At 70.9% G+C, this 23,141-nt stretch carries 24 protein-coding genes; 10 read left to right on the top strand and 14 right to left on the bottom strand.

The genetic code is table 11. The annotated features are described in order from the left end of the window. Positions 1 to 184 precede the first annotated feature (184 nt). Positions 185 to 1,543 (top strand): Pup--protein ligase, encoded by a 1,359-nt coding sequence (gene pafA, locus AC07EQ_RS19870; protein ID WP_478389405.1) that lies wholly within the window; start codon positions 185 to 187, stop codon positions 1,541 to 1,543. Positions 1,544 to 1,612: 69 nt separating this feature from the next. Here the strand turns inward: pafA and AC07EQ_RS19865 are convergent, their stop codons facing one another. Further along, positions 1,613 to 2,311, bottom strand: a complete 699-nt coding sequence (locus AC07EQ_RS19865; protein ID WP_478389404.1) for an SDR family oxidoreductase — start codon at positions 2,309 to 2,311, stop codon at positions 1,613 to 1,615. Between the two features lie 173 nt (positions 2,312 to 2,484). Between AC07EQ_RS19865 and AC07EQ_RS19860 the strand changes: the two genes are divergently transcribed. From AC07EQ_RS19860 to AC07EQ_RS19845, 4 genes are all read left to right on the top strand, one after another. Further along, entirely contained in the window at positions 2,485 to 2,916 is a 432-nt protein-coding gene (locus AC07EQ_RS19860) for an ester cyclase (protein ID WP_478389403.1), read from the top strand. Next, complete coding sequence (locus AC07EQ_RS19855) at positions 2,913 to 4,043, top strand: FAD-dependent monooxygenase (RefSeq protein ID WP_478389402.1); 1,131 nt, start codon at positions 2,913 to 2,915, stop codon at positions 4,041 to 4,043. Before AC07EQ_RS19860 ends, AC07EQ_RS19855 begins: the two co-directional genes overlap by 4 nt. Before the next feature lie 13 nt (positions 4,044 to 4,056). Continuing rightward, entirely contained in the window at positions 4,057 to 5,385 is a 1,329-nt protein-coding gene (locus AC07EQ_RS19850; RefSeq protein ID WP_478389401.1) for a cytochrome P450, read from the top strand. 79 nt (positions 5,386 to 5,464) lie between these two features. After that, positions 5,465 to 6,046 carry a DUF5655 domain-containing protein gene (locus tag AC07EQ_RS19845; RefSeq protein ID WP_478389400.1) on the top strand — a complete coding sequence of 194 codons (582 nt, stop codon included), beginning with the start codon at positions 5,465 to 5,467 and terminating at the stop codon, positions 6,044 to 6,046. 8 nt (positions 6,047 to 6,054) lie between these two features. Here the strand turns inward: AC07EQ_RS19845 and AC07EQ_RS19840 are convergent, their stop codons facing one another. Next, positions 6,055 to 6,855 carry a helix-turn-helix domain-containing protein gene (locus tag AC07EQ_RS19840; RefSeq protein ID WP_478389399.1) on the bottom strand — a complete coding sequence of 267 codons (801 nt, stop codon included), beginning with the start codon at positions 6,853 to 6,855 and terminating at the stop codon, positions 6,055 to 6,057. A gap of 452 nt (positions 6,856 to 7,307) precedes the next feature. Between AC07EQ_RS19840 and AC07EQ_RS19835 the strand changes: the two genes are divergently transcribed. Further along, entirely contained in the window at positions 7,308 to 7,691 is a 384-nt protein-coding gene (locus tag AC07EQ_RS19835; protein ID WP_478389398.1) for a VOC family protein, read from the top strand. 88 nt (positions 7,692 to 7,779) lie between these two features. Here AC07EQ_RS19835 and AC07EQ_RS19830 read toward each other — a convergent pair whose 3' ends face one another. The 9 genes from AC07EQ_RS19830 to AC07EQ_RS19790 form a co-directional block, all read right to left on the bottom strand. Beyond that, positions 7,780 to 9,057 carry a cytochrome P450 gene (locus AC07EQ_RS19830; RefSeq protein WP_478389397.1) on the bottom strand — a complete coding sequence of 426 codons (1,278 nt, stop codon included), beginning with the start codon at positions 9,055 to 9,057 and terminating at the stop codon, positions 7,780 to 7,782. 131 nt (positions 9,058 to 9,188) lie between these two features. Beyond that, complete coding sequence (locus AC07EQ_RS19825; RefSeq protein WP_478389396.1) at positions 9,189 to 9,989, bottom strand: ABC transporter permease; 801 nt, start codon at positions 9,987 to 9,989, stop codon at positions 9,189 to 9,191. Further along, positions 9,986 to 10,960: an ATP-binding cassette domain-containing protein gene (locus AC07EQ_RS19820; protein ID WP_478389395.1), complete on the bottom strand. Its 975-nt coding sequence runs from the start codon at positions 10,958 to 10,960 to the stop codon at positions 9,986 to 9,988. Before AC07EQ_RS19820 ends, AC07EQ_RS19825 begins: the two co-directional genes overlap by 4 nt. Further along, positions 10,953 to 11,552 carry a flavoprotein gene (locus tag AC07EQ_RS19815; protein WP_478389394.1) on the bottom strand — a complete coding sequence of 200 codons (600 nt, stop codon included), beginning with the start codon at positions 11,550 to 11,552 and terminating at the stop codon, positions 10,953 to 10,955. Before AC07EQ_RS19815 ends, AC07EQ_RS19820 begins: the two co-directional genes overlap by 8 nt. 103 nt (positions 11,553 to 11,655) lie before the next feature. Further along, complete coding sequence (locus AC07EQ_RS19810; RefSeq protein ID WP_478389393.1) at positions 11,656 to 12,123, bottom strand: ester cyclase; 468 nt, start codon at positions 12,121 to 12,123, stop codon at positions 11,656 to 11,658. Positions 12,124 to 12,158: 35 nt separating this feature from the next. Further along, positions 12,159 to 12,590 (bottom strand): ester cyclase, encoded by a 432-nt coding sequence (locus tag AC07EQ_RS19805; protein ID WP_478389392.1) that lies wholly within the window; start codon positions 12,588 to 12,590, stop codon positions 12,159 to 12,161. Between the two features lie 93 nt (positions 12,591 to 12,683). Next, positions 12,684 to 13,526 (bottom strand): SAM-dependent methyltransferase, encoded by an 843-nt coding sequence (locus AC07EQ_RS19800; protein ID WP_478389391.1) that lies wholly within the window; start codon positions 13,524 to 13,526, stop codon positions 12,684 to 12,686. Positions 13,527 to 13,545: 19 nt separating this feature from the next. Beyond that, positions 13,546 to 13,992, bottom strand: coding sequence for an ester cyclase (locus tag AC07EQ_RS19795; RefSeq protein ID WP_358571118.1), 447 nt, complete (start codon positions 13,990 to 13,992; stop codon positions 13,546 to 13,548). A gap of 158 nt (positions 13,993 to 14,150) precedes the next feature. Then, positions 14,151 to 14,528, bottom strand: a complete 378-nt coding sequence (locus tag AC07EQ_RS19790; protein WP_358596742.1) for a VOC family protein — start codon at positions 14,526 to 14,528, stop codon at positions 14,151 to 14,153. Positions 14,529 to 14,794: 266 nt separating this feature from the next. On the opposite strand from AC07EQ_RS19790, the gene AC07EQ_RS19785 reads away from it, so the two are divergent. Next, a complete protein-coding gene (locus AC07EQ_RS19785) occupies positions 14,795 to 15,646 on the top strand; it encodes an NAD(P)H-binding protein (protein WP_132480592.1) in 852 nt (283 codons plus the stop codon). Positions 15,647 to 15,710: 64 nt separating this feature from the next. Here AC07EQ_RS19785 and AC07EQ_RS19780 read toward each other — a convergent pair whose 3' ends face one another. Beyond that, positions 15,711 to 17,021 (bottom strand): ABC1 kinase family protein, encoded by a 1,311-nt coding sequence (locus AC07EQ_RS19780; protein WP_478389390.1) that lies wholly within the window; start codon positions 17,019 to 17,021, stop codon positions 15,711 to 15,713. A gap of 169 nt (positions 17,022 to 17,190) precedes the next feature. On the opposite strand from AC07EQ_RS19780, the gene AC07EQ_RS19775 reads away from it, so the two are divergent. Beyond that, positions 17,191 to 17,997: a helix-turn-helix domain-containing protein gene (locus tag AC07EQ_RS19775; protein ID WP_478389389.1), complete on the top strand. Its 807-nt coding sequence runs from the start codon at positions 17,191 to 17,193 to the stop codon at positions 17,995 to 17,997. A 281-nt stretch (positions 17,998 to 18,278) separates the two neighbouring features. On the opposite strand, the gene AC07EQ_RS19770 is transcribed toward AC07EQ_RS19775, so the two are convergent. Beyond that, positions 18,279 to 18,737: a YdeI/OmpD-associated family protein gene (locus AC07EQ_RS19770; RefSeq protein WP_478389388.1), complete on the bottom strand. Its 459-nt coding sequence runs from the start codon at positions 18,735 to 18,737 to the stop codon at positions 18,279 to 18,281. A 196-nt stretch (positions 18,738 to 18,933) separates the two neighbouring features. Here AC07EQ_RS19770 and AC07EQ_RS19765 point away from each other — a divergent pair, with 196 nt between their 5' ends. Together AC07EQ_RS19765 and AC07EQ_RS19760 are read left to right on the top strand one after the other, a co-directional pair. Then, complete coding sequence (locus AC07EQ_RS19765; protein WP_478389387.1) at positions 18,934 to 20,490, top strand: nuclear transport factor 2 family protein; 1,557 nt, start codon at positions 18,934 to 18,936, stop codon at positions 20,488 to 20,490. Continuing rightward, positions 20,484 to 22,376: a Dyp-type peroxidase gene (locus tag AC07EQ_RS19760; protein ID WP_478389386.1), complete on the top strand. Its 1,893-nt coding sequence runs from the start codon at positions 20,484 to 20,486 to the stop codon at positions 22,374 to 22,376. Before AC07EQ_RS19765 ends, AC07EQ_RS19760 begins: the two co-directional genes overlap by 7 nt. A 7-nt stretch (positions 22,377 to 22,383) precedes the next feature. Here the strand turns inward: AC07EQ_RS19760 and AC07EQ_RS19755 are convergent, their stop codons facing one another. Further along, entirely contained in the window at positions 22,384 to 23,052 is a 669-nt protein-coding gene (locus AC07EQ_RS19755; RefSeq protein ID WP_478389385.1) for a winged helix-turn-helix transcriptional regulator, read from the bottom strand. Between the last annotated feature and the right edge of the window lie 89 nt (positions 23,053 to 23,141).

Raw genomic sequence — 23,141 nt, 5'->3', positions numbered from 1 at the left:
TTCCTGGTGCCGTTGAGCACTTCTGGTGCGATGCGGGTCGGCTTGGCGGCGGCCGCGCACCGAGTCGTGCCGGGCCGGCCCGTGGGCGTGATGACGCGGTGCAACCGGTCCCGCGTGAGAAACGCACTACCGGTGCCCGAACGGCGGACCGCCGAGAAGCCGTGTTTGCGCCTAGTGTGGAAGCATGCAGCGGCGGATCTTCGGCATCGAAACCGAGTTCGGGGTCACCTGCACGTTCCACGGGCAGCGGCGGCTGTCCCCGGACGAGGTGGCCAGGTACCTGTTCCGGCGGGTCGTGTCGTGGGGAAGGTCGTCGAACGTCTTCCTCCGCAACGGGGCCCGGCTCTACCTCGACGTGGGCTCGCATCCGGAGTACGCCACGGCGGAATGCGACGACCTCGTCCAGCTCGTCACCCACGACAAGGCGGGCGAGCGGATCCTGGAGGACCTGCTCATCGACGCCGAACGCCGGTTGTCCGACGAGGGCATCGGCGGGGACATCTTCCTGTTCAAGAACAACACCGACTCGGCGGGCAACTCCTACGGCTGCCACGAGAACTACCTGGTCGGCCGGTCCGGGGAGTTCTCCCGGATCGCCGACGTGCTGCTGCCGTTCCTGGTGACCCGCCAGCTCATCTGCGGCGCCGGGAAGGTGCTGCAGACCCCGCGCGGCGCGGTGTACTGCCTGTCGCAGCGCGCCGAGCACATCTGGGAGGGCGTCTCCAGCGCGACGACCCGCTCGCGGCCGATCATCAACACCCGCGACGAGCCGCACGCCGACGCCGAGCGGTACCGGCGGCTGCACGTCATCGTCGGCGACTCCAACATGTCCGAGGTGACCACGCTCCTCAAGGTCGGCTCGGCGAACCTGGTGCTGGAGATGGTCGAGCAGGGCGTGCAGTTCCGGGACTTCAGCCTGGACAACCCGATCCGCGCGATCCGGGAGATCAGCCATGACCTCACCGGGCGGCGCACGGTGCGGCTGGCCGGCGGCCGGGAGGCGTCCGCGCTGGACATCCAGCGGGAGTACTACGGCCGGGCGGTCGACCACGTGGCGCGGCGCGGTTCGGACCCGATGACCGAGCGGATCCTGGAGCTGTGGGGCCGGACGCTGGACGCGATCGAGCAGCAGGACTTCTCGCTGATCGACCGGGAGATCGACTGGGCGATCAAGCACCGGCTGCTGGAGCGGTACCGCAACAAGCACGGTCTGGAGCTGTCCAGCCCGCGCATCGCCCAGCTCGACCTCGCCTACCACGACATCCGCCAGGGCCGCGGAGTGTTCGACATGCTGCAGCGCAAGGACCTGGTGGACCGGGCGACCGAGGACGGCGAGATCGAGGCCGCCAAGGACACGCCACCGCAGAGCACGCGGGCGAAGCTGCGCGGTGACTTCATCGCCGCCGCGCAGGCCGCGGGCCGGGATTTCACGGTGGACTGGGTGCACCTGAAGCTCAACGACCAGGCGCAGCGGACCGTCCTGTGCAAGGACCCGTTCCGGGCGGTCGACGAGCGGGTGGAGCGCCTGATCAGTTCGCTGTGACCGGCGCTTCCGGACGAAGGCGCCCCGCACCGAGCAGCTCGGTGCGGGGCGCCTCTTCTGCGGCGGGGCTCAGCGGTTCGGGTCTTGGCCGACCGGGCGGATGACCACTTCGTTGACGTCGACGCCAGGGGGCTGGCGGAGTGCGTAGAGGACGGCGTTGGCGATGTCCTCCGCGCGGAGCTTCGGGGCGTCCTGGGTGGAGGCCGTCATCTCGGTCGCGACCATGCCCGGCTGGACGAGGGTGACCCGGACGCCGGTGCCCACGCATTCGGCGCGGATGTTCTGCGCCAGGCCCGTGACCGCCCATTTGGTCGCGGAGTAGAGGTTCCCGGGGCGGATGCCGCGGCCGGCGTTCGAGCCGGTCAGCAGCAGGTGGCCGCTCGTGCGGGTGAGCGCCGGTAGCGCCGCGCGGGCGGTGATGGCGGCGCCGTAGACGTTCGTCAGGACCATGTCGCGCCACTGCTCGGGGTCGGTGCCGCCGTTGCCCAGGAACGACGTCTCCATGCTCAGCCCGGCGTTGGCGAACGCCGCGTCCAGGCGCCCGAAGTGGTCCTCGACGCGTTGCACGGCGGCGGAGAGCGCGGGCCAGTCGGTGATGTCGCAGGGCAGGGCGAGCGCGTCGTCGCCCAGCTCGTCGACCAGCGGGGCCAGGGAGTCCGCGGAGCGGGCGAGCAGGGCGAGGCGGTAACCGGCCGCTGCGGCGGCGCGGGCGGTGGCCGCGCCGATGCCGCGCGACGCGCCGGTGATCAACATGACGGGTTCGGCCATGCCGCCACCCTACGCTCGGTGAATATCTTTCATATCTACGAAGGTTTCAGTGTCGATCGAAATCAATCTTCGGGTCGATCGGGCAAGGCGCGAGAAGAACGCCGCCACCGCGTCGCCATATCGTCGAGCACGAGTTCTCCCACGTCGCCGGTTCCACCGCACGGAGGTGCCCGATGGTCGAAGAGGACAACGAGCGCATGTTCCGCCGGTTCGTCGCCGCGATGAACCGGGGCGACCAGGAGGAGGTGCTCCGGGTCTGGTCGCCCGGGATGGTCCACCACGGCCGCTTCGGCACCTACGGCCGCGACGAGGTCGCCGAGCTGATGGGCGGGTTCCGCGCCGCGTTCCCGGACCTCGCCTTCGAGATCGAGGAGCTCGCCGCCGACGGCGACCGGCTGTTCGTGCGGATGACCGCGACCTGCACGCACCAGCACGACTTCCAGGGCGTCCGGGCCACCGGCCGGCGGGTCCGGGTGCAGGTGATGGGCCAGGTCCGGATCGTCGACGGCAAGATCGTCGAGCACTACAACGTGATGGACGAGCTGCACTTCCTCAACCAGCTCGGACTGGTGCCGGACGACCTGCTCACCACGATCCTGGCATGACCGGCCGACCGCGGGTCGCCGTCATCGGCGCCGGGCCCGCCGGGCTGGCGACCACGATCGCGCTGCGCCGGGCGGGACTGGAGGCCGTCGCGTACGAGCGGGTCGAAGCGCTCCGCCGCCACGGCAACGGCCTGACGCTGTGGCCGAACGGATTCGCCGCCCTGGACGCCTTCGGCGCCGGTGACGCGGTGCGCGGGCGGGCCCATCCGGCGGCCGGGATGGCGATGCGGGCGGCGGACGGCCGGACGCTCTACGAGGTCTCCGAGCAAGTGATGAAATCCGTCGGCGGCAACGGGATGGCGGTGCACCGCGCGGAGCTGCTGGCCGCGCTCCGCGGGCTGCTCGATCCCGAAGCGGTGCGGTTCGGGGCGCGCTGCGTCGGGGTGCGCGATGCCGGTGCGCACGCCGTGGCGGAGTTCGCCGATGGCAGCGAGGTGCGGGCGGACCTGGTGGTGGGAGCCGACGGCATTCGGTCTGCCGTGCGGGAATCCGCGGAGCTGGGGCGGCGGCTGCGGCACTGCGGGGTCGTCGTCTGGCGCGCCACCATCCCGTTCGGGCTCCCGGATGCGCCCGGCCTGCTCTCGATGGGCGGGGCGGACGCGTTCGGCATCTGGAAGCTCACCGGAGACCGGGTGTACTGGTTCGCCTCCGCGCCCTCCGCCGAAGCCCGGCAGGGCGGTGCGGATTGGCTGCTGCGGCGGTTCGGGGACTGGCACGAGCCGATCCCGGAGCTGCTGCGGTCCACCGATCCGGCGCAGGTGGTGGCCACCGACATCTTCGACTGCCGTCCGTTGCGCGCCTGGAGCCGCGGCCGGGTCGCGCTGGTCGGCGACGCCGCGCACCCGAGCATGCCGAACATGGGCCAGGGCACCTCGCAGGCGTTCGAGGACGCCGCGGTGCTCGCGGCCCACCTGGCCGCGACGCCGAGCGTGCCCGAAGCGCTGCGGGCGTACGAGCGGCAGCGGCAGGGGCGCGCGAACGCGGCGACGTCGCAAGCCCGGATGCTGGCGCGGATAGGTGGCTGGCCCGGGCCGGTGGCCGGGCGGCTGCGGGAATGGATGCTCAGCCACGCGCCGCAGCGCGCCCAGCTCCGGCAACTGCGGCAGATGTTCGAGTTCCGGATCTGATCAGGAGGCCGTCGTGTCCACTGCCGCCGTCGAACCGGCGCTCCCGCCCGAAGTGCGCGGACTGCCGCTGCTCGGCAGTTTCCTCGAGTGGCGCAAGGACCAGCACGCGACGTTCATGCGGGCCTACCGGGAGCACGGGCCGATCTTCACGATCCGGCTCGGGCCGATGAAGGGGGTCATGCTGATCGGGCCCGAGCACCACGAGTTCTTCTTCCGGGAGGTGGACCGGAAGCTCTCGGTGCCGGAGATCTACCGGTTCACCGTCCCGATGTTCGGCGATCTGCTGATGGCGGCGACCGACACCGAGCGGCGGCGCCGGCACGTGTCGATGCTGCAGTCGGCGTTCCAGGGCGGCCGGCTCACCGCGTACACCGAGGTGATGGCCGAGGAGACCGAGCGGTGGCTGGCCGGTTTGGGGCGGTCGGGCGAGTTCGAGCTGTGGGACACCTTCGAGCCGCTGGTGATGCGCATCGCCGCCGGCGCGCTGCTCGGACCGGAGATCCGGGCGCGGATCGACGAGTTCCGGCCGCTGCTGGTGGATCTGGCCCGGGGCATGGAGTTCATCCTGCCGCCGAACCTGCCGCTGCCCCGCTTCCGCCGCAGGGACCGGGCGCGGCGGCGGCTCGGTGAGATGCTGCGGCCGGTCCTCGCCGAGCGGGCCCGCTCGGGCGGCTACGACGACTTCCTGCAGTCGCTGGTGGACGACGCGGCACTGCGGGCCGAAGGGCCGGACGTGCAGGTCGGGATGGCGATGGCGACGTTGTTCACCGGCTACCTCACCACCGCCGCGCAGGCCTGCTGGACGCTGGTGCAGTTGCTGCAGCACCCGGCGCAGCTGGACGCGGTGGTCGAAGAGATCGATGCGGACCGCGGTGGTGCCGCCGCGGGGTGCCCGCATGCGGGAGCGCGGCTGCCCCGGTTGGAGCGCGCGTTCAAGGAGTCGCTGCGGATGCGGCCGGTGATGAGCCACTACGCGCGCACGACAGCGGTGGAGTACGAGATCGGCGGCTACCGGGTGCCCGAGGGGTGGCTGACCATGCTGTGCCCGAGCGTCGCGCACCGGTTGCCGGAGGTGTTCGCCGATCCCGAGCGCTACGACCCGGACCGGTTCGGCCCGGAACGCGCCGAGGACAAGCGGAATCCGCACGCGCTGATCGGTTTCAGCGGCGGGTTCTACCGGTGCCCGGGGCAGGCGTTCGGCACGAACGAGACCAAGGTGCTGCTGGGCGGGCTGCTGGCGCGCTACCGGCTGGACATGTCGGTGCCGGATCCGCGGCCGGACGTCGACCTGGGTGTCACCCGTCCGGGTTCGCCGTGCCGGATCCGCTACGAGCGCCGCTAGGCTCCGCAATCTGGGCGAACTCCGGCTCGCGCGGATCTGGCACCGTGGGGAGTCCGCGTCGAGGAAGGGTGAGCACGGCATGGCGCAACGCGACGGGATGAACCTGGTCGGCTGGCAGTCGATGATGGATCACGCGGCCGGCTTGCTGGAGCAGCGCACCGGTGCGGGGCTGGCGGAGTGGAAGGAGCGGGTCGCGGCGTCCGGGACGACGTCGGAACCGCGGTTGCGGGCGTGGCTGGGCGAGCAGGGCGTCGGGGGCTATTCGCAGGACCTGCTGGTGTACGAGACCTACGGCTACCCCGAGTTCATGCGGACCGATCCGGCGGAGCTCATCGACGAGCAGTTCGCCGACCGGCAGGCGCTGCGGCCGGTGTTCGACGAGCTGCTGGAAGCCGTGGTGGACCTCGGCGTGGTCACGATCCAGGCCCGCAAGACCTACGTGTCGCTGGTGTCGCCGAAGCGGACGTTCGCGATCGTCAAGCCCAGCACCAAATCCAGGCTCGACGTCGGGTTGCACCTGCCGGGCAGGCAGCCCGCCGGGCGGTTGTTGCCGGCGAAGAGCCTGCCGAAGGGCAACGTGCGCATCGCGCTGACCGCCGAGTCGGGAGTGGACGACGAGGTGGTCGCCCTGCTGCGGGAGTGCTACGAGGCCAATTCCTGACGCGCGCGTCAGCCCAGCAGCGGCAGGGCCAGCACGACCGGTGGGTCCGTGGGGCGCGGGCGGCGCAGCCGCAGGTGGCAGGCCCGCCCGCCGGGCACCGTCATGGAGCTCGCCGCGACCACCCGGCAGTCGTGCCGGTGGTCCAGCGATTCCGCGATGCGGACGTCCGGGTCGAAGCAGACCGCGAGGACGTGGTACTCGCCGTCGCGGGGGCGGCGCAGCCGCACCGGCCCCGGGGTGGGCCGGACCGCGCAGCTGACCGGAGCGCCCTGCGGGATCCCGTGGTGGAACAGGCCGACGAACAAGATGCCGTCGTCGGCGCCGTCGACGACGACGGGCACCTCGTCGTGGCCGGACGGCGCGGCCGGGGCCCGGGCCGCGAGCGCGGCCAGCGGCCGGTCGCCGAACTCGATGGCCATGGCGCGGAACTGGCGCGGTGACAGGCCCACCAGGCGGGCGAACTGGGTGGTGAAGGTGCTCAGGCTCGAATAGCCGACCCGGGCGGCGATGTCGGTGACCCGCAACGGGGAGCGGATCAGCAGGCGCTGCGCCTCGGCGATCCGCAGCGCGGCCAGGAACCGGCCCGGCGTGGCGGCCGTGACGTTGCGGAACACCCGGTGGAAGTGGAACGGGCTGAACAGCCCGGCGCGCGCGTGATCGGCCAGGTACTGGGGATCGGCGAGGTTCTCGCGCATCTGCTGCACGGCCCGCTCCACCGCGGTGTGCCAGCTGGTGGCGGCCGACGTCGGCTCGGTCTGGGCGAGTTCGGCCCGGCCCGTCCCGATGACGTCGTCGATCCTCCTGGTCACCCCACGTCCTTCCCGGGTCCGCGCTACCGCGCCGCCCAGGATACGCCGGGCGCGGGGGACTCCGGCGCCTCGGCCGCGATTCGCGGTGGGCATTGATTCTTTTTCATTCTGGCTGCGACCGCAGCCGCCACACCTGGGCGCCCGGCCGGTGCGAGCCGCCGCAAGCGCGTAGCGCTTGGCTCACCTTCGCAGCGTGCGCCGCCGCGGGTTCACTCCGCCCGTGCCCCGGGGCACTCCTGAGCGAGGACGGCCTCTCCGCCGTGTATTGGTCATACATCAGGAGAGGCACCCACAGACCAGGGAAGCTCTGAGGTTCCGCCACCCGCACCGCCACGCTGAACGAGGCTGGAAAGACCTCATTGGCAACTTGGGAGAAGGGCGCGTTCGGGCGGCTCGAATAGGTTGGAAATGCCGATGAATGGTCGTTGTTCGCCGTCAGGTGGGAGGAAACCGTGCTCGCAGGGCTGGCCAGCGTGACGATTTTCGTAACCGATCAGGACAGAGCCGTCGACTTCTACACGAACAAGCTCGGTCTGGAACTCCGGCGCGACGACGCGTTCGGGCCCATCCGCTGGGTCGAGGTCGGAGTGGCGGGCGGAGGCACGTCCATCGTGCTGTTCCCGCAGGACAATCCGCTGTACCAGGAAGATCTGATGCGCGAGTTCACCGGTCTGCAGTTCGTCACCCGCGACATCAAGGCGACGTACGAGGAATTGAGCGCGCGGGGTGTTCCGTTCACCCAGCCGCCGATGCAGTTGCCGTTCGGGTGGACCGCGGTGTTCACCGATGAGGACAAGAACCAGTTCTCGCTGTTGCAGGTGGACGCTCCGGAGTGAGCCCATTTCCGCCGGCGGGGGGCACGGATCGCGATCCGTGCCCCCCGCATTCTGCCGTGTGCGGAACTAGTTCCCAAGCAGCTCTTCTTCACTTCCGTGGCGACCACACCGCCGGTAGCGTCTGCACGCAGCGGATCATCGGCGCGGGCAGGTGGTACTCGGCCTGGAAGCCGTCCTGCAGTCGCAGATCCGGGATGCGTTGCAGCAGCGCTTCGAGCCCGATGCGGATCGCGGTCCGCGACCAGCCGGCACCGACGCAGTAGTGGATGCCGCGGCCGTGCGCGACGTGCCGGGCGCCCGTGGTGCTCACGCCGCGGCGCTGGATGCGGAACTCATCGGGTTCCGGGAAGTCCTTCGGGTCCCGGTTGGCCGCCACGTAGGAGACCAGCACCGTGGAGCCCTTCGGGATCTTCGTGCCGCCCAGCTCGACGTCCGCGGCGGCTTCCCGGGACAGCCACTGCACCGGGCCGTCCAGCCGCAGCCCTTCTTCGACGGCGTGCTCCACCGCGCTCGGGTCGGCGAGCAGGTCCTCCCAGAGTTCGCGCCGTTCGAGCAGCAGGTTGAGGATGTTCGCCAGGCCCTCGGTGGTGTTGCCGTAGCCGGCGCCGTAGAGCTCCATCAGGCCCCACACCAGCTCCGGCATGGTCAGCGCTTCGCCGTCCTCGGTCCTGGCGTGCACCAGGGCGGAGGCGAGATCGTCCCGGGGGTTGCTGCGGCGATCCTCGAACAGGTCCTCCAGATACCGTTGGTAGGTCACGATTTCGGCTGCCGCGGACCGCTGGTCCTCCAGCGGGTGACCGGGGATGAAGACCTTCACCCAGAGCTTGTCCCAGTGCTTGATGCGTTCGTGGTCCTCGCGCGGGACGCCCATGAAGTCCAGGATCGCCGTGTTCATCAGCCGGTCCGAGTAGTCCTCGACCAGTTCGGCGGAACCGCGCGGCGCGAGTTCTTCGACGAGTTCCCGGGCGGCTTCCCGGATCCGGGGTTCCCAGCGGGCGATGCGGCCGGGTGTCCACGCGGACTGGATGAGCGAGCGCAGCCGGGTGTGCCCGGGCTGGTCGGACTCGTAGAGCGTGGTGGCCTTCGGCAGGCCGCGGGCGAGTTCGGCCTGGACCTCGGGCGGGTCCTCGGGGCCGGTCTTGTTGCCGGAGGGGAACAGCTCCGGGTGCTCCAGCACGAAGGCCAGGTCTTCGTAGGTGGTCACCACGAAGACCTGGCTCGCGTCGTCGCTGACCATCCACATGTCCGACGACATGGAGCTGAGGAAAACGGGGCAGCTGCGCCGCATCCGGTGGTAGAAGGAATGCGGGTCGGTGACCATTTCGGCGGCGAACGGATCGAATTCGACGGCATCGTGGGCGGTCATGGCGCTCCCTGCGTTCGGCGGATGCGGAACTGCCGTCGTTCGGCACGACGGTCATCGGGGGAAAGGGACCAGTGACCGCGACATTACCGAGCGGGTGCGGGTGTTTTCTTCTCACGAATTGCGGTGCGTCCTCATTCCGGGGGACGGGCGGTGGTGCGCCGGAAGCGGCGCGCGGTGAGCCAGCCCAGGACGGCGATGATGCCGACCAGCCAAGCCGCGCTGTACCACGGCGAAGCGCCGGCGGGCTGTCCGGCCAGCCAGGCGCGCAGGGCGTCGCCGGTGTGCGAAGCCGGGTTGTGCTCGGCGAAGATCCGCAGCCAGGACGGCATGGATTCCGGTGTGGCGTAAAGGGAACTGACGAACCCGAGCGGCCCGGACACGGCGGTGCCGATCATCTGCGCGGCCTCGCCGCCGCGCGTCACGACCGCGAGGAACGCGGCGATCCAGGCCATCGCGAACCCGTAGAGCAGGAGCAGGGCGAGTGAGGCGACGGCCCGCCCGAAGCCCAGTGCGGTGAGGTCGATGCCGGTGATCGCGCCGAGCAGCACCAGCACCGCGATCCCGATGATGTTGCGCGCGCCGTCCGCTGCGGTGCGCCCGGTGAGCACGGCCGACGGGCTGGTCGGCAGGGCCCGGAACCGATCGGTGATCCCGCTGCGCAGGTCCGCCGAGACGGCCGCGATCACCGCGGGCATCGTGCTGAAGGTGATCGTGGCGACCAGCAGGCCCGGGAACAGGTAGGTCGGGTAGTCCTGGCCGGGTGGCCGCATCATGCCGCCGAGCACGTAGCCGAAGAAGACGAAGAAGATGACCGGCATCGCGGTCATCGTGAAGATGGTGTCCGGTGCGCGGAAGGTGCGGCGCACGCTGCGGCTGGTCAGCAGCCAGGCGTCCAGCCACCACCAGGTGAGCTCGCGGACGGCCGGGGTCACGGGGTGCGTCCTTTCGTCGGTGCGGCGGTGGTTCCGGCGCCGGTGACGGCGAGGAAGACGTCGTCGAGGGTGGGCTGGCGGAACACCAGCTCGGCGACCGCGATGCCGTTCTCCTGCAGCGCGGCCAGCAAGGCCGGGATCACCGCGTCGTCGTCGGCGCGGACGGGCACCACGAGGGTGCCGGTCCGCTCATCGGGCTGCGGGCTGCCTTGCACGGCCTGCGCGGGCAGCGCGTGCACGGCGGCCGGCAGCGCGGTGGGATCGGTCAGCCGCAGTTCGACGCGCGGTCCTCCGAGTTCGGCCTTCAGCTCGCCGGGGGTGCCGGAGGTGATGGCGCGGCCTCGGTCGAGCACCACGATCCGGTCGCTGATCCGGTCGGCTTCCTCCAGGTACTGGGTGGTCAGCAGGATGGTCGTGCCGTCGGCGACGAGTTCGTCGATGACCGTCCACAGTGCACGGCGGGACGGCAGGTCCAGGCCGGTGGTCGGCTCGTCCAGGAACAGCACGCGGGGCCGGCCGATGATGCTGGCGGCCAGGTCGAGGCGGCGTTGCATGCCGCCGGAGTAGGTCCGCACCTGCCGGTCGGCGACGTCGGCGAGGCCGAGCCGGTCGAGCAGTTCCCGGGCCCGGCGGCGGGTTTCGCGGCGGCCGAGCCGTCCGAGCCGTCCGATCAGCTCCAGGTTCTCGAGCCCGGTCAGCATGCCGTCCACGGCGGCGAACTGGCCGGTCAGGCCGATCAGCCCGCGGACCTGCCGGGCCTGGCCGACCACGTCCAGCCCGCAGATGCCGGCGCGCCCGGAATCCGGTTCGAGCAGCGTGGCCAGCACCCGCACCGCGGTGGTCTTGCCCGCCCCGTTGGGCCCGAGCAGGCCCAGCACCGACCCCTCGGCGGCCGCCAGGTCCAGGCCGTCCAGCGATTTCACGTCGCCGAAGCTCTTGTGCAGGTCTTCGGCGCGAAGCGCATCAGGCACCGGTCGCGATTCCTCCTCGTTGCTTCGCCGCGGTGACGACATCGATGAGCTGGTCGAGGATGTGCTCCAGCGGCGGCATCACGCCCAGCGCCGGTCGGCGGTCGGCGAGCTGGACGCCGATGGTGGGGTCGATCACCGAGTAGCCGAGTTCCCCGGCCTGCGCCACGTTGCGCTGCACCGCGCGGCTTCGCCACATCGCCTCGTTCATCGCCGGCACCAGGACCACCGGCGCGGTGCTGGCGACCATCGCGGTGGACACCAGGTCGTCGCAGATGCCGTGCGCGGCCTTCGCGATCGCGTTCGCGGTGGCCGGCATGACCAGCATCAGGTCGATGCCGTCGGTCAGGTCCAGGTGCGGGATGGGCGCGTCATCGCGGGCCCGGTGCGTCTCGGTGTGCACCCAGCCGCCCGCGAACAGCCGCATCGTGTACGGCGGCAGGAACCGGCACGCCGATCGGGACATCATCACGTGCAGTTCCCGAACCAGCGACTGCCGCATCAGCAGCACCGTCTGCGGCATCGTCAGCAGCGCCGGTGAACCGGTCACCGCCAGCAGCATCCGGTCGCACAGCAGCGCGGTGTTCGTGGCCATCCTCGACTCCTACCCCGGTCGCGGCACGGGTTCGCGCGGGCGCGGCGTTGCCGCCACCGCCCGCGCGAACCACCCTCGGACTTCGAACAACCCGCCCTCCCCGTCAGCACATGACCGCGGGGATGAAGCCGATCTCCTCCCAGGTCCGGGCGTCCGCGTAGACGTCCCAGAACCGCTCGAGGATCACCATCGCGCCGTGCTGGTCGCGGCCCACCGTGGCGATGTCGACGCTCTCCCAGGCGATCGGGCGGTTGGTCGGCGGCTTGTTCAGGTAGGAGCCGGTGTGCGTGCCGGTGCCGACGATGCGCGACACCACCCGGTCGCCGTCGACGCGCATGTCGCGGATCTCGAACCGCAGGTCCGGGAGAACCCCGCGCAGCAGCCGGAACAGCACCCGCACGCCCTCCGGGCGGTAGTTCGAAATCCGCCCGTGGTGCACCGAATCCGCGGCCAGGCGGTCCATCGCGGCCGGGAGGTCATCGGCGTTGACCGCGGCGATGAACTCGCGGACCGGGGCGGTCAGCTCCTCGACGGCCGGTTCCTCGTTGCTCGCTAACAGGATTTGTGACATCTCGTGACTCCCGTCCGATGTTGTTCACCCGGTTCTCAGGACATCTGCGCCAGGAACGGTTCCGGCAGCGCGCCGATCTGGGCGAGCAGGTGGAGTTCGTCCAGGACGCCGCGGTGTTCGATGAACCGGCCGTCGCGCACCCGGGCGATGTTGATGGAGTAGAAGCTCACCTGCTTGCCCGTGTCGACCAGGCCGAGGTAGTCGCCGCGGTGGGTGCCCTCGTAGTGGATGAGCGTGCAGACCCGGTCGTCCTCGGCGACCATCTCCACGATGTTCCAGCGTAGGTCGGGAAAGGCCTTCAGGGTCAGGTCGTAGACGAACGCGACGCCGTCCTTCGGGTAGTCCGAAAGCCGCGCGTGGTGCACCAGGTCCTGGTGGAAGAAGTCCATGATCCGGTCCAGGTCGTGGCTGTTGCAGGTGTCGAAGAAAGCGCGCGCGACGCGCTTGGTCTGCTCGGTCGTGTCCACGTCGGCTCACCTCGGTCGCTGGCGGGCGGGTGGTGGTTCCATCGTGCGCGGCGGCGGGACCGGTGGGCTTCTCCGACCTTGCCGCATGCGGTCTCAGGTGGCCGCCGGTCGCAGCGCGGTCATCACCAGGTAGTTCGGTTCGCCGGTGGCGATGCAGTTCCGGCACACCGCTTCCAGCGCCGCGATGGCCTCGGCACCGTAGTCGCCGGCCAGCTCCGCTTCCTTCTCCCGCAGCAGCTTCACCATCTCCGGGTAGTGCCGGGAGACCTGCTCGCTGAGGTCGGCGATCTCGACCGGGTACAGGCCCGCGTCGCGCACCATGTCCGCGAGGCCCGCGATCGTGGGGAACGGGCTGTTGAGCGTCATCCGGCGGAACATCTCGTTCATCTCCAGCCGATCACCGGTGAAGGGGAACCGCTCGTAGAAGTCGGTCAGAACGAGGCGGCCCCCGGGCTTGAGCACGCGTGCGATCTGCTGGACGGCCGCCTGCCGGTCGGCCATGTGCACGAACGACTCGACGACCCAGGCGGCGTCGAAAGTGCCTGGGGGGAAGGGGAGTTCGGCCATCGCGTCGGCCTGGGTGAAGCGGACCCGGTCGGCCAGGCCGGCTTCGCCGGCGCGCCGGCGGGACTCCGCGATCATCGCCGAGCTGGCGTCGATGCCGTCGACCGCGGCGCCGGTCGCCCCGGCCAGCCGCAGCGCCGGGCCGCCGAGGCCGCTGCCGACGTCGAGCACGCGGTCGGCCGGACCGACCGGCAGGCGTTCGATCAGCGCGTCGGTCAGGGCGTCGGAGGCCTGCCGCAGGTCGCTGGCGTCCTGCGCGGAACTCCAGTAGCCGCTGTGCGAGTTGTGCCCGGCCGTTCGGCTGATCAGCGGGATCGACTGGTCGTAGAAAGCGGTCACGTCCTCTTGCGTCGGCACGAACCGAGCGGTCATCTGCGTCGCCTCCCAGCGGTTACCACTGCGCGGTCGGAACCTCGATGCCCAGCTGGCGCGGGATGGTGTCCATTTCGTACAGTCCCCAGTGCTCGGAGATCAGGCCGTCGCGGATCTTGAACGCGGCCAGGCCGGGAACGGAGATCCGCTTGCCGGTGGCCGGAATCCCCTGGTACTCGCCGGTGTGCTCGAAGTGCAGCTCGATGAGCTGGAACACGGTGTCGTCGTCGGCGAGCATCATCTTGACCTCGATGCCGATGCTGGTGAACCAGGTGGTGCACTCCAGGAACCAGGAGAACGCGTTCTCCCGGCCCTGCTGGACGGCGCCGCTGGGCAGGTGGATCACGAGGTCGGGGGCCAGGTACCGGTCCATCAGGTCCACGCGCTGGGCGTGCATGCAGTCGCGCTGGAAGTGGCGGACCAGTTCCATGTTCCGTTCCGGGGTGCTCTTCGCTGCGGTGGTCATGCACCGGCCTCCTCGTGAGCTGGAGTTGACTCACGGCGCCGACCCGGCGGTGACGCCGAGGAGTCGGCTCCTGCCGCCAAGGTAGGCACCGGCGGCCCCCGGGTTCTTCTTCCGCATTGCCCGCTTGGGCGCGATCGACCGACCGCGGAGCCCGCCTTTCAGGCCGGCTGGAATACGAAGAACTCGTTGTCATCCTGGTCGACGAATGCCGCGAACCACTTGCCGTAGGGCTGCAGCTCCGGTTCGACGGTGAAGCGCACGCCGCGCCCGCTCAGCGTTTCGTGCAGGGCTTTGATGTCCGCGGTTTCGAAGGCGATATCCGTGAAGCCGCCGATTTTGGATTCGGTGCCGACCGGGAAGTCCTTGGTGGCCAGCGAGATGGTGGTCGGCGAGCCTGGCGGGGCGACCTCGATCCACTTGAAATCGCCGCCGTCCTGCAGCTCCCGCACCTCGAAGCCGAGTTTCTCGGTGTAGAAGCTCAGTGCCGCGTCCTGGTCGGTGACGTAAACACCGATCTGGGAAATGTGGGAGATCACGTGTCCTCCGGGCAATTGACGCAGATGAATTCCGGGCGTTCGTCGCCGACCGCTCCACCGCGCAGCTTTCCACATCGCGCAGATGTCCCGCCAGTTCGCCGATTAGCTGAGCAATCTGGAATAAACCGCGTCATCGCCATCCGAGCGCCCGGCCTTTAAAATGGATGAAACGTTCACCCGACCGAACCAACTGCGCGCCGCCGATCGCGGCACCGCGTCCGGGCGGCGTTCTTCGCGGATTCGTCGGCATTCCCAGGAGGACTTTCATGATCTTGGTAATCGGAGCGACCGGACCGGTGGGCAGCCAGGTCGTCGGCCAGCTCGTCGAGCGCGGCGCCGGCGTGCGGGCGCTGACCCGCGATCCGAAGGGCGCGCGGTTCTCGTCGGCGGTCGAGGTGGTCGGCGGCGATCTCGGCAAACCGGAGACGCTGGCGGACGCCTTCGCCGGTGTGGACCGCGTCTTCATGCTGATGCCGACCTTCGGCGCGCCCGAGACCCGCACCTACGACGGGCACGTCGCGGAAGCGGCGAGCCGGAGCGGGGTCTCGCACCTGGTGCGGCTTTCGGTGATCGCCGCGGCGGACGATGCCGCCGACGACCCGCACACCGACTACCACCGGCACGGCGAGCAGGTGGTCCGCGACAGCGGTGTCGGCTGGACCTTCCTGCGGCCGGGGCAGTTCATGACCAACGCACTGTCCTGGGCGGAGACGATCAAGGAAGGCTACGTGCGGGAACCCTACGCGCACGTCAAGCAGACTCCGATCGACCCGCGCGACATCGCGGCCTCGGCGGTCGCGGTGCTCACCTCCGATGGCCACGAGGGCAAGGCGTACTCGCTGTCCGGGCCGGACGCCATCAGCATCGAGGAGCAGGTCGCGATCATCGCCGAGGTCACCGGACGGACCATCCGCACCATCAACGTGCCGCCGGGCGTGGCCCGCGCGGAGTGGCTCAACGAGGGATACCCGGCGGGCATGGTGGACGGGATCATGAAGCACATGGCCGACGAGACCGGCATCCACTCGCAGCTGTTCGACACCGTCGCGGAGCTGACCGGCCGCCCGGCGCACACCTTCGCCGAGTGGGCGAAGGACAACATCGAAGCCTTCCGCTGACCGCACGAAGGTGGGGCGGCGCCGAGCGCCGCCCCACCTTGGTGCGTCACCGGTAGGTGAATTCCTACGCGTTGTGCAGATCGGTCGGTCGGCCCGCCGCGCCGACCTGCTGGAAGTCCAGGTCCGGGCTGATGCCGCGGGCGGTTCCTTCCAGGACCAGCAGCGACATCAGCGGGAAGGCGAAGTCCGAGGCGGCGTAGATGCCGAAGCGCTGCTGCAGTTCGAACACCGCGTTGCCGAATTCGGCCATGTCGAACCGGTTTCCGGGCCCGGCTGCGGTGGCCACCAGCTCGGTCATCGCCGCCGTGAAGCCGTCGGTGTCCACCTGCGGGCCGACGTCGACCGCGCTTTCGAGGACGATCTCGCCGCAGCGCCGCCCGTTGCCCGCGACCAGCTGCGCGAAGAATTCCGCCAGCAGCGCCCGCACCCGGTCCGGCAGCTGCACGCAGTAACCCGCGTCGAGGATCACCACCTGCGGTTCCGGTGTCACGTAGAGGTTTCCCGGGTGCAGGTCGCAGTGCACGAAGCCGTCCACGAACATCATCCGGTAGGCCGCGGCCAGCACCGTCCCGGCCAGGTCGCGCCGCGTCTGCGCGGGCAGCGAATCCGGGGTCGTCGCGTCCAGGTCCGGGATGTAGTCGAAGACCAGGCATTGCGGGCCGGACGGCTCCGGGTGCAGGGCCGGCACCCGCACCGCCGGGATGCCCGCCAGGCAGCGGGCGAGGTGCCGCACGTTGGCCGCCTCGCGCTCGAAGTCGAGCTGCCCGAGGATGGCGCGGCTGACGTAGCCGACCAGGTCGGCCATCGGCATGCCGCGCATCTTCGGCACGCGTTGCGCGACCTTCACCAGCAGCCGCAGCAGCTCCAGGTCCGCGCGCATCCGGTCGTCGATGCCCGGGCGTTTGAGCTTCAGCGCGACGACCTGCCCGCCTTCGAGCACCGCGCGGTAGACGCAGGCGATGCTGCCGCTGGCCGCGGCATCCGGCTCGACCTCGGCGATCGCCAGCGTGGGACGGGCCAGTCGCGCTTCGCGCAGCGCCGCTTCGGCGTGCTTGCGGCGCATCGGGCGGACCGAGTCGTGCAGGTCGGCCATCGCGTCGCACAGCTCGGCGGGCATGGTGTCGCGCCGGGTGCTGGAGATCTGGCCGAACTTGACGAAGGTCGGCCCCAGGTTCTGCAGTGCGCGGACAAGACCGCGATAGCCGTGCCGGCGCGCGTCGGACCGGCCGCGCGCGATCCGCCTGAACAGCGTCGCGGGCCCCGTTCGCGCGGATTCCCAGCCGACGATCGAGAGGATGACGACCAGGCGGGTCAGCAGTCGCCAACCGGGCACCGGTCGGGCGGTGGACGTGTCGTCCTGGCGCTCAGCTTCCATGGTCCGACGGTGCGCCCGCCGGTGGCCGCCGGACTTCTCGCATCTTGTCGAATTTCGGGGTGGTGGCAGCGCCGGGCGTCCCCCGTTTCGCGGCTCCCGTCACGTGCCGGCACCGGCTAGATTGCTTAACTATCGCATAGTCGGATTCTCTCCGGTGAAGGGGGACGACGTGACCGCTGAAACGACCGCCGATCACCGGACCGCCGCGGTGCTGCGCTCGATCCGGTGCATTCGGCAGAACGTCGGCGACGCGCACCTGCTGCCGGACCTGGCGCACACCGCGCTGCTGAGCCCGTTCCACTTCCACCGGGTGTTCCGGCGCGTCACCTCCGCGACGCCGGCCCGGTTCCTGGCCGCGGCGCGGATGGCCGAGGCCAAGCGCCTGCTGGCGCGCACTCCGATGAGCGTCACCGACATCTGCATGCGGGTCGGCTATTCCAGCCTCGGCACCTTCACCACCCAGTTCACCAGGCTGGTCGGGGTGCCGCCGCGCCGGTTCCGCAAGCTCCTCGAGCCCTACGCCGACCAGCCCGTCGGTGAGATCCTCGGGCGGCTGCGCGCGGTGCTGCCGGAACCGGCGCGGGCGCAGGTGACCGGCTGGGTTTCCGGTGCGCCGGACGGTGCGCTGGCCGCGGTGGGGCTGTTCCGCTCCGGCATTCCGCAGGAGGTGCCGGCGGCCTGCGCGATCGTGCGACCGCCGGGCATCGCCGCCCTCGGCGGGTTGCCCGACGGTGATTTCCATGCGCTGGCAATGAGTTTCGACCTGCGGGCGAGTGTGGCGGATGCGCTGGTCGGGGAGGACGAGGAGCTCTGCCACGTGGGCGCGGCCCCGCAGGTGGTGCAGATCCGGGACGGCCGCGCCGCTTCCACGACCCCGCTGCGCATCCAGCTGCGCCCCCAGGCCCCGGTCGACCCGCCGCTGGTGCTGGCCACCCCGATCCTCCTGGCAGCGGACCTGCTCGCCCCGGCGGGCTGAAGCACCGCTCTAGCAGCTGTTTTGGAAGTGGTGCAGTCGGGTGTGGTAGCGCGGGCTTTGTTTGTTGAAGCGGCGCAGCCGCTTAGCCCACCCTCGCAGCTGGCACCGCCGCGGGTTCTCAGGCTGTGCCCGCCCTTCTGGGCTACTGGGCGAGGCCAGTCCCCGATGCCGCGTATTGGGCATACGTAAGTCGGGGCTCCCACAGTCCAGGCGGCGGCTGTAATTCCCGCAGGGGGCCGCCACCCGCACCGCCACGCAGAACGAGCCTGGAAACAGGCTGTCTAGCGCTGTTTGCGGCCCTGCTTGAGCAGCGCGACGACCTCGGCGGCACGGGACGCTCGCGTGTCAGGCGATTTCGCACCGGCTACCCAGCCGGTGTACTGGCGCCGGTAGAAGCCGGAGAGGCCGTCGAAGAACGCCGCCGCGTCCGGTTCTCCTCGCAGTGCAGCGGCGAGTTCGGCCGGCGGCCGGACCGGTTCCGGGTCGGCCGGTTCGAATGCGACCGCCACCTCGTCGCCGGGCTCGACGCCCGCGGCCTCGCGAAGCTTCTTGCTGACGGGGAAGAAGAACTCCCCGCCACTGCTGCCGAGGGAGCCTTCGAACTCGGTGCCGTTGATCGTGCCGCGGACGTAATGCCGTGGGCGCTTTCCCCACTCCGCGGTCGGATCGAAGGGCATGCGGACCCGGACGTGGCCGCGCTCGCCGGTCTCCAGTCGGGCGCTGAACTCCTTGCGTTGCACGATCTTCTCCTGCCTTTGCCGGTGGGTCGCCAGCGTACGACGGGTACCGGCGGTGGTGCGGCGGATCGCCCGGTCGCCGGTGAAGAGGGCAAGTTGGAAGAAGTCCGGGCCCCACCCGGCCGAGAGACTTGACCGCGTTCGCCCGCGGCGGGTGACCGCGGGCCGGGGGATCTCACGGTCTGGGGGATTGATCGGGATGGCCCTGTCCGACCAGCAGCGTCAGGTGATCGCGCGGCAATGGCTCGACGCCGCCTACAGCGGCGACCTGCAGGCCCTCGAAAAGCTCATGTCGGGTGCGGTGATCGACCACTCCGGTCTGATCGACGCCTACGGCGGCGGCGCGCGCGGCTGCATGGGGCTGATCGGCGAGCTGCGCAACAGCCTGCCGAACTACAACGGCGCGGTTCAGTCGGTGGAGGTCGACGGTGAGCGCGTGACGATCCGGCACCGCGGTGCGGCCGACGCGCCCAACCGGGCCGGCGCGCTCGCGCCCGCCAGCGGGTGGGGTGATGGCACCCCGCAGCGGGTGGACTTCCAGATGACCTCGGTGGTGCGCATCGACGACACCGGCCGCATCGTCGAGCACTGGGCCCCGGAAGGCCCGTTCGGGCAGATCGGTCCGCCGCCGACGCCGGAGCCGGGCGAGCCGCAGACCGGCACGCCGGAGCAGAACAAGCGCTACATGCAGAAGTTCGTGCGCAACGTCATCGACGCGGAATCCCCGGAGAACGCCCGGTACTACTTCGTGGAGAACTTCCGCAACCACGACCCGGCGCCCGGCGAGAAGCCCGGGCTGGCCGGTGCCACCGACTTCCTGCGCAGCATCTACGCCGCCTTCTCCGGATTCCAGACCACATTGGACCAGCAGGTCGCCGAGGACGACCTGGTCGCGGGCCAGTGGTCGCAGACGTTCGTCAACACCGGGCCGTACCTGAACTTCCCCGCCTCCGGGAACCGGATCGACATCGGCGGGATCACCATCACCCGGGTGCGCGACAACCGCATCCTGGAGCAGTGGGAGGCGCGTGACGCCGTGAGCCTGGTGTCCCAGATGGGGGTGCCCTCGCCGCTCGGGCCGCTGGAGGACGACGAGCCGGCCACCGACCGCGACGAGGCGAACAAGGCGCTGGCCCGCCGGTTCTTCTACGACGTGTGGAGCAACGGCAAGCTGGAGCTGATCGACGAGCTGTTCGCGCCGGAGTTCACCAACGGCCTGCCGCTGCCCGGGCAGCGGCCCGGCGTGGCCGGTGTCCGGCAGCTGGTCCGCCGCATGCGCTCGGCCTTCCCCGACGGATCGGTCAGCGTCGACCTGCAACTGGCCACCGAGGACCGGGTGGTCAGCCGCTACACGTTCCGCGGAACGCACCAGGGCACCTTCCGCGGCGTGCCCGCCACCGGGAAGACCGTCGAGGTCACCGGGATCGGCATCCACGCCGTCGGCCCCGGCGACCGGATCACCGCGCACTGGGGCTACTTCGACGACATGACGCTGATCATGCAGCTCGGGCTGCTCACCCTGCCGACCGAGCCACCGCCGGTCGGGACGCCGCCGCCGGGCGGGAAGCCGCCGGGCGGCGGCCCGCCGCCGGGCACGGGCTATCCCCAGGGGCAGCAGGCCCAGCAACGCCCGGACGTCACGCAGCGGATCACCGTGCAGCAGCCGCCCGGACAGCAGCCGCCGGGGCAGCAGCAAGGGCCGCCCCAGCAGCAGCCGGGTCAGCAGCCGCCGGGCGGCCAGCAGTCGTCGTGGTAGCCGGTTCCCGTCGGTGGCCGGCCACCCCGGCCGCCGACGTCGTGCGCTCGCTGATCCACCGGGTGTACCGCGGCCGGGACCGCGCCGCCCTGGACCTGCTCGTCGCCGACGACGCCGCCGAAGTCCGCGCGGAGTGCCTGCGGATCCTCGACCTGCTCGCCGGATTCCCCGATGCCCGGCCGGTGCTGGAGGACCTGATCGACGACGGTGGCTGGATCGTCGCCCGGTTGACCGTCCACGGCACGCACCTCGCCGCCGGGCCCGGGCCGGACGCGGCGGAACCCACCGGGCGGCGGGTCGCCGCGCCGCTGTTCGGCATGTTCCGGGTCGACGGCGGCCGGATCGCGCAGTCCTGGCAGCGACTGGACGAGCAAGTGGTGGCGGCCGGGCTCGCCGATCCGGCGAATGCGGTCGAACCGGCACTGGAGCTCGACGAGATCCAGGGCAACGTGCTGCCCGGGTTCCGCAAGGACCACGTCGCCTTGGCATACCTGGAGATCCGGGACTTGGCGCGGGCCCGCGCCTGGGTCGCCCGGCAGGCGGACGTCGTCGCCACCGCCGCCGAGGTGCTCGACTTCATGCGTTTGTTCGGCGCCGCGACCCGCCGCCGCGGTCACCGGCCCGGGCTGACGGCCACCTGGCGCAACCTGGCCTTCTCCTACGATGCCCTGCGCCGCTTCGCTCCCGACGCCGATCAGATCGACGCCCCGGCCTTCCGGGCGGGAATGCACTCCCGCGCTGCCACGCCGGCGGCGGACTGGGTGATCGGATCGCCGGGGTCCGTGCCCGATGTCGTCGTGCTGCTCGCCGCCGACGACGAGGCGGGCCTGTCGGCCGAATGCGCGGCGCTGCAGGCGGAACTGGGCGGCGGGTTCGACCTGCGCGGCATCCAGCGCGGGGCCGCGCTGCCCGGCGAGCGCGAGCACTTCGGCTTCCGCGACGGGGTTTCGCAGCCCGGCATCCGCGGGCACCGGGCGGCCCCGCCGTTCGACCCGATCACGCCGCGCCGGGATCCGCGGGACGTGCAGCGCGGCCACCCGGGCCAGCGCCTGGTGTGGCCGGGGGAGTTCGTGCTCGGGTACCCGGCGCAGGACGCCGCCGATCCGGCCCTGCCGGGCCCGGTGGCCGACGCCGGTCCACGATGGACCAGGAACGGCACGTTCCTGGTGTACGCCCGGTACCGGCAGGACACCGAGGGGTTCGCGGACTTCCTCGACAGGGCCGCGGCATCGATCGCGGAGCGGGAGCCGGAGCTGGCCGACCTCACCCCGGACCGCCTGGGCGCGCTGCTGGTCGGGAGGTGGCGCAGCGGTGCGCCGGTGATGCGCGCGCCCTGCGCCGACGTACCGGAACTGGGCGAGAACGGCCGACTCGACAACGACTTCGCCTACCGGCAGGCGACCCCGCCGCTGCCCGCGTCGGCGGCCTGCCCGGTCGCGCACCCGCCCGCGCCGGCGGATCCGGCGGGCCTGCGCTGCCCGCTCGGCGCGCACATCCGCAAGGCGTACCTGCGCGACGACACCCCGCCCGGTGCGATCGCGGGCGACGTGCAGCGGCACCGGATGCTGCGCAGGGGAGTCCCGTACACCGACGAGACGCCGACCGGCGTCGATCGCGGTCTGCTGTTCCTCTCCTACCAGGTTTCGATCGAGCGGCAGTTCGAGTTCGTCCTGCGGCAGTGGCTGCGCAACCCGTCCCTGCGGGTGCCGGGGGAGGGCGTCGATCCGTTGCTGGGCGTCGTGCCGGGTGGCCCCACGACCGTGCGCATCCCGGTTCCCGACGGGGCCGTCGAGGTGGATCTGGAGCGCTCCTGGACCGAACTCACCGGGGGCGGCTACTTCTTCGTGCCGTCGGTCTCCGCGCTGCGCCACCTCGCCGGGTGCTGAGCCCGGGTCAGCCGTCGGTGGTGGTGGACAACCGGAGCATCCGGACGCAGCGCTGGATCGCGTCCGGGTCGCCGTCGATCGTCAGGCCGCCGGTGATGATGGCGTCGAAGGGGCTGAGCATGCGGGCGCCGATGCGGATGAAGGTCTCCGGGTCCGCGCCGACCACGATGGCCGGCGGCAGCTCTCCGGAGCCGCGGCGCACGTGCACCTGGCCCTCGGCGACCTCGACGGTGAAAACCCTGTCGCCGACCCGGAATTCGTAGTTCTCGTCGCGATCCGGCAGGTCCGAGACGGAGATCATGGCCTGCACGGCGAGGAAACCCCACTCGGCCCGGCTGATGCCCGCGCTGTCCTCCTCGCTGAGGAACTGCATGCCCCAGTGCGCCAGCGCCAGGATGGGCTCGCGCAGCTGCTCACCCCGCTCGGTCAGCCGGTACTGCTTGCCGCGGCCGTCGCCGGGCACCGCGTGCTGCTCGATCACGCCGTGCTCGGTGAGGGTGCGCAGCCGCTCGGCGAGCAGGTTCGGGCCGATGCCGGGCAGGTTCGGGGGCAGCTCGTTGAACCGCGCGGGACCGATCAGCAGCTCGCGCAGGATCAGCATGGTCCAGCGTTCGCCGATGACGGTGAGCCCGGCGGCGAGCCCGCAGAACTGGCCGTAGTCGCGTTTGCCCGCCATCGCTCCGCCGCCCGTCCTTCTGGCTCGTCACTGCGAGATGACAATCGCAAATGATAGTAACATCATGGCCCGGGCGAGCCGTTCGCGAC

It is taken from the genome of Saccharopolyspora sp. NPDC045839 (genome assembly GCF_056431645.1).
Note: the sequence above shows the minus strand (reverse complement) of the source record. Positions and strands in the feature narration are given on the sequence as shown.